The following is a 7,841-nucleotide window of genomic DNA, read 5'->3' as shown; positions in this document are numbered from 1 at the left end:
GGGCTACGGCCTTGACGGAAGTGAGTCGGGGTCTGCGAGGATTGCGCCGGCGAGCATGGCGGCGAAGCGCTGCCAGCCGCGGGCCATGATCTTGGGTCCCGGCGGCTTGCCGGCGACGTTCCAGCCGCCGTGCCGGGCCACGATCCAAGACAGCCAGGCCAGCGTCCCCGGTGGGTGTGGGTTCTGCAGGCGTGCCGTACTGCCCTCGCAGGCCCGGCCCAGCTGCGCCACCACGGGCAAGGCGACCGCGTCGAGCACGTCCTGCATCGGCCGCCCGCCGCCCGTGCGGGCATCGACCAACTGCAGGATGCGCACCGCCGCCCCCAGCGCCAAAGCCGCCAGCCGGAACAGCTTGTCGGGCACCCGCATCTGCGTCGCGTCCAGGCCCAGCCCGTCCCGCTTGAGCGCGCGGAACACCTCTTCAATGCGCCAGCGCAGCCGGTACAGCCGCACCGTCTCGCGCGCCTCGGCGGCGGTCGCGACCGGGCGCGTGCTCAGAAGGTGCCAGCACAGCGGCGCCTGACCGTCGGGCGGGGTGGGCTCCTCCACCGTCACCAGGCTCAGCGGCAGCGCGCCCGGCAGGCTCTTCGGCTCGCCCGCTGGCCGCTTCACCACCAGCGATCCGGCCCGCAACTGCACCCGTGCGGTGCGCTCGGGCCGGCCCGGCCGGGCGGGGACCGTCACCGTATCCTCGGCCAGGACCGGCCAGCGCGCCGCCTCCGCCGTCATCGCGCCCCCCGTGGCCAGCGCCCGGTCGTGGCGGGCGCGCACCAGCAGGTCGGTGCCCGCCGGACAGCGCGCGACGTGATCGTAGATGTCGCCTTCCTGGTCGGCCACCACGATCAGGCTCGCCGCGCTCTCGCCCAGGCGGGCCTGCGCGGCCTGCGCGCCCACACCCCAGCGCCGGCTCTCCTTGTCCGCGATCGGCCGGCCCGCCCGCGGCTTGACCGGCGCGTCCGCCCGCGTCCAGATCTGGGCATCGACCAGCCCCAGGATCGCCTCGTCCTGTGCGTCGACCGCCACGACCGGGTGCAGGAAGAAGCCGGGATTGCGCCCGTTGCCGGCGGGCCCGAGCCCGTGACGGCCCGCCGCCAGCGGGGTGAAGTTGATCTCGCTCGTGTCCTGCACCGCCACGACCGCGCGGCCGGCACAGGCCTGGGCCGTGCGCGCGCCAAACGCCCGCAGGATGGCGCCCACGCTCGTGTGCGGCGAGGACAGGTAGCGATGGGCTGCGGCCGTGCCGGCCTCGCTGCCCCCGACCGTGCTCAGCACCACGCTGCCGGTGGTCACGATCCGATCAAACAGCCAAGCGCCGCGCGCCTCGGTGCGGATGTCGCCGACCCCAAGTCCGTCCATGCAAAGCCTCCCGCACAGCGCAAAGGCTCACAACACGAACCGAGCGAATCAGATCCGTACAGGCCGTAGCCCGAGTGGGAGAGGGGCCGGGGGTGAGGGTGGCTCGACTGCAGCAAGAAAACTGAACGGTGCCGCTGGCAGCTCAACGGTTCAGTGCCCTTGTGGAACCCGAGCCACCCTCACCCCTACCCCTCTCCCACTCGGGAGAGGGGATCCCGCGCGAGCTGGACAGACGTAGTCTTTTGTTGAGAGGGCACTGTCCGCAGACCAAGGCGTATACCACCACTCACGCCCTGGGGACCGCCCGCCCCGGTCCCGGTTCGTTCCGGTCGACTTACCCAGGCGGGTTCCCGTAGCCTCCGCGTCATTCCGTAAGGGCATCGGCGGGGCGCGGCGATGGCGCGCGGGGGGACCGGGACGGGGCTCGCGCTGCGGGGCGCCGCGGCGCTCGCGTCCGTCGCCCGGCCCGGCGGCGCCCTCACCCTCGTCCCCGCCCTCGGGACCTGGATCGCCGCCCGCCTCGGCGAGGAGGCCGCGCAGCGCCGGCTGTTTCCCTGGCTGGCGGTGGCGTTCGGGGCGGGGATCCTGCTCGTCCTTCTCGGGGCGGACGGGCCGCCCGCGCTCGCCGCCCCGCTCGTCGCGGGCGCGGCGACCGGGGGCGCCGCCATCGCCCTGCGGGCCCGACCCGCCGCGCGGGCCGGGGCGCTCGGCCTCTGCGCCCTGTTCCTCGGCTTCGCGGCGGCGACCTACCGGATCGGCAGCGTCGCGGCCCCGATCCTGGCGAAGACCGTCATCGCCCCCCTCGAAGGCTTCGTGGAGGGGCTCGACGAGCGGGAGGAGGGCGCGCGGATCGTCGTGCGGGTGGCGCGGCTCGGCGACCTCCCGGCGGGGGAGCGGCCGGAGCGGGTGCGCGTGTCGTACAAGAAGGCCGCGCCCCTGCGGCCGGGCGACTACATCGCCGCCAAGGCGCGGCTGCTGCCGCCCTCCGAGCCGGCGCGGCCCGGCGGCTACGACTTCGCCCGCGACGCCTATTTCCACGGGATCGGCGCCGTGGGCTCCCTCCTCGGCGCGATCGCCGTGCGCGACCCGCCGGAGCCGCCGCCCCTGTCGCTGCGGGTCGCCGCGGCGGTCGACGATGCCCGCAACGCGCTCACCCGCCGCATCACCGACGCCAATGGCGGCCAGGCGGGCGCCGTCGCGGCGGCCCTCGTCACCGGCAAGCGCGGTCTCATCGACGAGCCCACCAACACCACCCTGCGGGCGGCGGGGATCTACCACGTGGTCTCCATCTCGGGCCTCCACATGGTGCTGGCGGCCGGCGTGGTGTTCTGGATCGCCCGGGCGCTCCTCGCCCTCGTGCCCGGCCTCGCGCTGTTCTGGCCGATCAAGAAGATCGCCGCCGGCCTGGGGATGCTCGGCGTCACCGGCTACTGCATCTTCTCGGGCTGGGACATCGCGGCCGAGCGCTCGCTGATCATGACGCTGATCATGCTCGGGGCGATCCTGGTCGACCGGCCGGCGCTCTCCCTGCGCAACCTCGCGCTCGCGGCCCTGATTGCCCTGTCGCACGAGCCCGAGGGGGTGCTTGGCCCGAGCTTCCAGATGTCCTTCGCGGCGGTGGCCGGGCTCGTGGCCTGCGCCCGGCTGATCGACGGCCGGATCTTCTCCCGCGAGGGCGCCGGGCCGGTCGGGCGGGCGCTGGCCTGGGCGGCCGGCACGCTCGTCGGCACGCTCTCGACCACGATCGTGGCGCAGATCGCCACCGCGCCCTTCGCCACCTACCATTTCCAGAACATCCAGCCCTTCGGGATGATCGGCAACGCGTTGACCCTGCCGCTCGTCTCGGTGGTGGTGATGCCGGCCGCCGTCATCGGCATGCTCGCCTATCCGTTCGCCCTCGACCGGCCGGTCTGGTGGACCATGGGCCTCGCCGTGCGCGGCATGCTCGACATCTCGGCCTGGATCGAGCATTTCGACCACGCGGTGGTGATCGTGCCGGCCTTCGGAGCCGGGGCGCTCGGCTGCCTGACGGCGGCGCTCCTCCTCCTCACCCTGCCGACCTCGCGCCTGCGCTGGCTCGGCGTGCTGCCGGGCCTCATCGGGGTGGCACTGGCCGCCGGGGTCGAGCGGCCCGACCTCTACGTCGACCGGGAGGGCGGCGGGGCGGCGTTGCGGGTCGCGGACGGGCGCCTCGCCGTGCTCGGCCGCCCGCCGGGCTTCGGGCTGGAGCAGTGGCTGCGGGCGGACGGCGACGCCCGCCCGCGCAACGACCCGAGCCTCGCGCTCGCCGAGCGCTGCGACGCGCTGGGCTGCGTTGCCACCGCCCGGAACGGCTGGCGGGTGGCCCTCGTGAAGGACCGGCGCGCCTTCGAGGCGGATTGCGCCCGGGCCGACATCGTGGTGGCGCGGGCCACCGCCCCGCCGGGCTGCGCGGCGCGCCTCGTCCTCGACCGCGCCTACCTCTCCGCCCACGGCGCCGCGACGGTGCGCTTCGCGCCCGAGGGTCCGGTGGTGACGACCGCGCGCCGCCCGGGCGAGCGACCCGCCTGGAAGCTGCCGCCGCCGGCCCCGCGGCCCGCGCCGCCCGCCGAGCCGGACGAGGCCGAGTGGGAGCCGTGACACCCGCCAGGGTTGCCCCCGGCGCTCAAGCTGCTAAGCTTCTCTTCACCGAACCGTGAGGTCCGCGAGCGCGGACCCGATCCTGCGGCCGCACCGGCGGCCGTCCCACGGTGTCGGCCCTGGCGCCGCGCGGCGCCCGCGTCTTCGTGCCTCGATCGGGGGCCGAAGACCCTTCTCCACGGACCCGTCGAATGCGGCATCGGCCGCCTTCGGCGCATCTCGAACCCGGATCCGCCGCGGGCCGCGCCGCCCGCGCGATCCCCCTTGCGCGAGAGAGGACACGCGATGATCGATCACGAGCGCCGCCTGCTGACGAAGGCCGCCCGCACCGAGGAGGGCCGCATCTCGGTGAAGCGCGACCCCGACCGCTCGTGGCCGGGCGACCACAGCCGGCTCTGCGCCCTGGAGAATGACGGCCACCTGCGCTTCGTGGGCGAACTGGCCGGCCCGCATATCGGGGGCACCTTCGCGATCTGGCAGATCACCGAGCACGGCCGGGACACCCTGCGGCGGAAGGAGGCGCCAGCCTGAGGGGCCGCGACGCGGTGGCCGTTTGGGCCTGGGGCGCTCCGGGGGTAGCATGGCCCCGCACCGTCATCCGGGCGGCGGGCCGCCGGCCGTGGAGGAGCGATGGAATTCGTCTGCGACGCCGAGGGCGGCAAGGCCTGGTTCCGCATCGAGACCGAGGCGGAGGCGATCCGCGAATCCGCCCTGATGGGGCATGCCGTCGAGAAGCATTACCGCCAGGCGCAGGCCCGCGCGCGGGCCTCCTACGTGCCGCCGTCCGGCCCGTTCATCGAGCAGGAGATCGGGCTCAAGGACCACATCGCGCGCAACATGCCGCGCTTCTACACCCTGCGCGACGCGGAGGGCGGGGGCCTCGCCACCGCCATGGTGCCGCGGCGCGACGATTCCTGCCCGATCGTCGTGGGCCAGGGCAACCGCGATCCCTACGTGGAGCACGGGGCGGCGATCCGCGCGCTCGCCGCCCATCTCGGCCGCGACCTCGACCGGACGCGGTGCTACCCCTACGGGCGGGGATAGGCGCGGGCGCCGAACCTTCCCGTGCAGAGCGGCTATCGTCTGCACACATCGTCGCCGGATCAGAAAGTCCTATCATTGCAATAAGTTATGGGCGGCCTCAAGGTGAATCGCGGGATCCCCTCTCCCGTGCGGGAGAGGGGTAGGGGTGAGGGCCCAGGTGGTTCAGCAAGGCAACTGAACCGTCCCGCTGCCAGCACTCATGTTAGTGCTTTATCCTGGACGGTCCGGGACCCTCACCCCTGCCCCTCTCCCGCACGGGAGAGGGGTTCCCGCGCCCAACTCACGAAGCTTTTCGCGTGCTGTGTGCAGACGATGGCCGCTGTGGGAGGAGGTTTGGGGAGCGCGGTCACCACCGGTAGCTCACGCTCGCCACGACGCGACGCGCGTCGCCGTAGAAGCACGAATTCTCCGCCTGGCACGACGAGACGAAGCGCCGGTCCGCGATGTTCGTCGCGTTCACGGCGAGCCGCCAGCCCGCATAGTCGTAATGCACCTGGGCGTCGAACAGCACGTAATCCGGCACCCGCAGCGTGTTCGCCGTGTCGGCGAAGGAGCGGCCGAAGGCGCGCACGCCGCCGCCGAAGCCGAAGCCCTTCCAGGCGCCGGACGGGATCGTGTAGTCGACGAACAGCGACGCCTGTCTCTCCGGGATGTTGACCGGCACCCGCCCGATCTGGTCGGCGGGGCCCTTCTCCACGGTCAGCCCGAAGGCCGTGACGGCCGCGACCGCGTTCAGGCCATCGGCGAGGCTCACGGTCGCCGAGGCCTCGACACCGGTGGAGCGCACCTGGCCGATCTGGGCGTTGAACAGCGTGTTCACCGGGTTCGGCGTGAGCAGGTTGGAGCGGTGGATGTCGAAGCCCGCCAGCGTGACGACGTAGCCCTGGCCCGGCGGCTCGAACTTGATGCCGCCCTCGATCTGGTCGCCGGTCTCCGGCCGGAAGGTCTGCCCGTTGATGTCGGTCCCGATCACCGGCTGGAACGACGTCGCGTAGCTGACATACGGGGCGAGGCCTGAATCGAAGTTGTAGATCAGCGCCGCCCGATAGGTGAAGGCGTCGTCGCTGCGGCTGCGGCTGCTCGACGGGGTGAGGAGGTCGCGCACGCGATTGTCGGCGAAGTCCTGCCGCCCGCCGAGCACCAGGCTCAGGTGATCCGTCAGCTTGATCTGGTCCTGGGCGTAGAGGCCGAGCTGCTGGAAGGCGTTGGCATTGACGAGGTAGGAGGCCGGGGGCGCGACCCGCTGCCCGTAGACCGGGGCCAGGATGCTCAGGTCGGGCCCCGGGAACGTCGAGGCCTGGTTGTCGTGCAGGTGATAATTCTTGTAGTCGAGGCCGAGCAGCAGGTCGTGGCGGAAGACCCCGTCCGAGAAGCGCGCCTCGGCCTGGTTGTCCACCTGGAACAGGCCGGCCCGGGCGCTGTCCCGGAACTGGTAGCGGGCGAGCCGGGTCTGGGCCGGGTCGCTGTAGCCGAGCTGGCCGATATAGGAATTCTGGAAGCTCTCGACGAAGGCGTAGCGGAGGTTCTGCCGGACCGTCCAGGTCTCGTCGAAGGCGTGCTCGAACGCGTAGCCGATATTGGCCTGGTCGCGCCGGAAGGTGTTCAGGCCGACATCGCCGACGTTGAGCGAGCGCGGGATGCGCAGGCCCGAGAGGTTGGGGCGCACAGTGCCGGAATAGGGCAGGAAATTCGCCGTCACCGCGGCGTCGTCGTGCTGGACGCTCGACAGGATGGTGAGCGTGGTCGCCCCGTCCGGCTTGTAGGTGAGGGCGGGCGCGACGTAGACCCGGTCGTCCGGCGCGCCGTCGACCTGGGTGCCACCCGTGCGGCCGATGGCGGTCAGGCGGTAGAACCAGTGCCCCTCCGCATCGGACGGGCCGCCGAGGTCGAAGGCCGCGTAGCCGAAGCCGCCCTGCCCCTGGGCCCCGCCCCCCGCCTCCACGTAATGCAGCGGCTCCGTCGGCGGCCGCTTCGAGACCATGTTGATGAGGCCGCCCGGCGTCCCGGCGCCGAACAGCACGGCGGCGGGCCCGCGCAGCACCTCGATCCGCTCCAGCCCGAAGGCGTCGACCCGGTAGTAGGCGAAGCCGTAGTTCAGGAGCTGCAGCCCGTCGCGGTAGAGGCCGTAATCGCTCGCCACGAAGCCGCGCAGGGTGAAGTAGTCGATCCGAGAATCCGCCCCGAAGGTGCCCGCGTAGAGGCCCGGCACGTACTGCGTCGCCTGGGTCAGGGTCTGCGCCTTCTGGACGTCGATCTGCTCGCGGCCGACGACCGAGATCGATTGCGGCGTCTCGATGAGCGGCGTGTTGGTCTTCGTCGCCGTGGCGGAGCGGGTCGCGACGAAACCCTGGACCGGCCCGGTCGGGCTCTCGACGGCGCGGGCCGGCGCCGGGCCGACGCCCGGGGCACCCCCACCCTGTCCCTGCACGTCGATCGTCTCGAGCGCGATCGTCCCCTTGGCCTGCTGGGCGGGCGCGGGCCCGCACAGGCTCGCGAGCGAGACGCCGGACAGCGCGAGGCCGGCGACGGCGCCCCGAAGGCGTCGCGGTGCACGGGTCCGTACTCTGTCCATGATGTCGCCCTTCGCGATCGCCGTGGTTTTGAATAATACCAAACTGCTCACGGCCTTGAGATCACTGTCCCTAAGACTGCATGTGGTGGGTCACAAGTCGCTCTGGTTGAGTTAGCTGTGCATGTGTCTCGGCCGCAACTTATATAACTTATTGCAATTCCAAAGAACGACAGTGATGCGGCGCCGATGCGCGCCGGACGACGTGGACATCCGGGCTGAGATCACGATACATCACGCGCGATGTGCGATT

General features: G+C 72.3%; 5 protein-coding genes. 3 read left to right on the top strand and 2 right to left on the bottom strand.

Features of this window, described 5'->3' with window-relative positions; genetic code table 11:
• Positions 1-3 precede the first annotated feature (3 nt).
• Entirely contained in the window at positions 4-1,356 is a 1,353-nt protein-coding gene (locus ACW9J6_RS33265; protein ID WP_457118717.1) for an IS4 family transposase, read from the bottom strand.
• A gap of 396 nt (positions 1,357-1,752) precedes the next feature.
• On the opposite strand from ACW9J6_RS33265, the gene ACW9J6_RS33260 reads away from it, so the two are divergent.
• From ACW9J6_RS33260 to ACW9J6_RS33250, 3 genes are all read left to right on the top strand, one after another.
• Complete coding sequence (locus ACW9J6_RS33260) at positions 1,753-3,975, top strand: ComEC/Rec2 family competence protein (RefSeq protein WP_457120610.1); 2,223 nt, start codon at positions 1,753-1,755, stop codon at positions 3,973-3,975.
• A gap of 285 nt (positions 3,976-4,260) precedes the next feature.
• Positions 4,261-4,506, top strand: coding sequence for a hypothetical protein (locus ACW9J6_RS33255; protein WP_457120609.1), 246 nt, complete (start codon positions 4,261-4,263; stop codon positions 4,504-4,506).
• Between the two features lie 99 nt (positions 4,507-4,605).
• Complete coding sequence (locus tag ACW9J6_RS33250) at positions 4,606-5,019, top strand: hypothetical protein (protein ID WP_457120608.1); 414 nt, start codon at positions 4,606-4,608, stop codon at positions 5,017-5,019.
• Positions 5,020-5,365: 346 nt separating this feature from the next.
• On the opposite strand, the gene ACW9J6_RS33245 is transcribed toward ACW9J6_RS33250, so the two are convergent.
• The gene (locus tag ACW9J6_RS33245) at positions 5,366-7,591 is read right to left on the bottom strand and encodes a TonB-dependent siderophore receptor (protein ID WP_457120607.1); all 2,226 of its coding nucleotides are present in this window, start codon (positions 7,589-7,591) and stop codon (positions 5,366-5,368) included.
• Positions 7,592-7,841 lie beyond the last annotated feature (250 nt).

The organism is Methylobacterium sp. JK268 (assembly GCF_054052225.1).
This window is presented reverse-complemented; position numbering and strand designations above follow the sequence as displayed.

What these genes read in the sequence shown, in the direction of transcription:
- ACW9J6_RS33265 (WP_457118717.1), bottom strand. Translation starts at nt 1,356, where the DNA reads ATGGACGGACTTGGGGTCGGCGACATCCGCACCGAGGCGCGCGGCGCT.
- ACW9J6_RS33260 (WP_457120610.1), top strand. Translation starts at nt 1,753, where the DNA reads ATGGCGCGCGGGGGGACCGGGACGGGGCTCGCGCTGCGGGGCGCCGCG.
- ACW9J6_RS33255 (WP_457120609.1), top strand. Translation starts at nt 4,261, where the DNA reads ATGATCGATCACGAGCGCCGCCTGCTGACGAAGGCCGCCCGCACCGAG.
- ACW9J6_RS33250 (WP_457120608.1), top strand. Translation starts at nt 4,606, where the DNA reads ATGGAATTCGTCTGCGACGCCGAGGGCGGCAAGGCCTGGTTCCGCATC.
- ACW9J6_RS33245 (WP_457120607.1), bottom strand. Translation starts at nt 7,591, where the DNA reads ATGGACAGAGTACGGACCCGTGCACCGCGACGCCTTCGGGGCGCCGTC.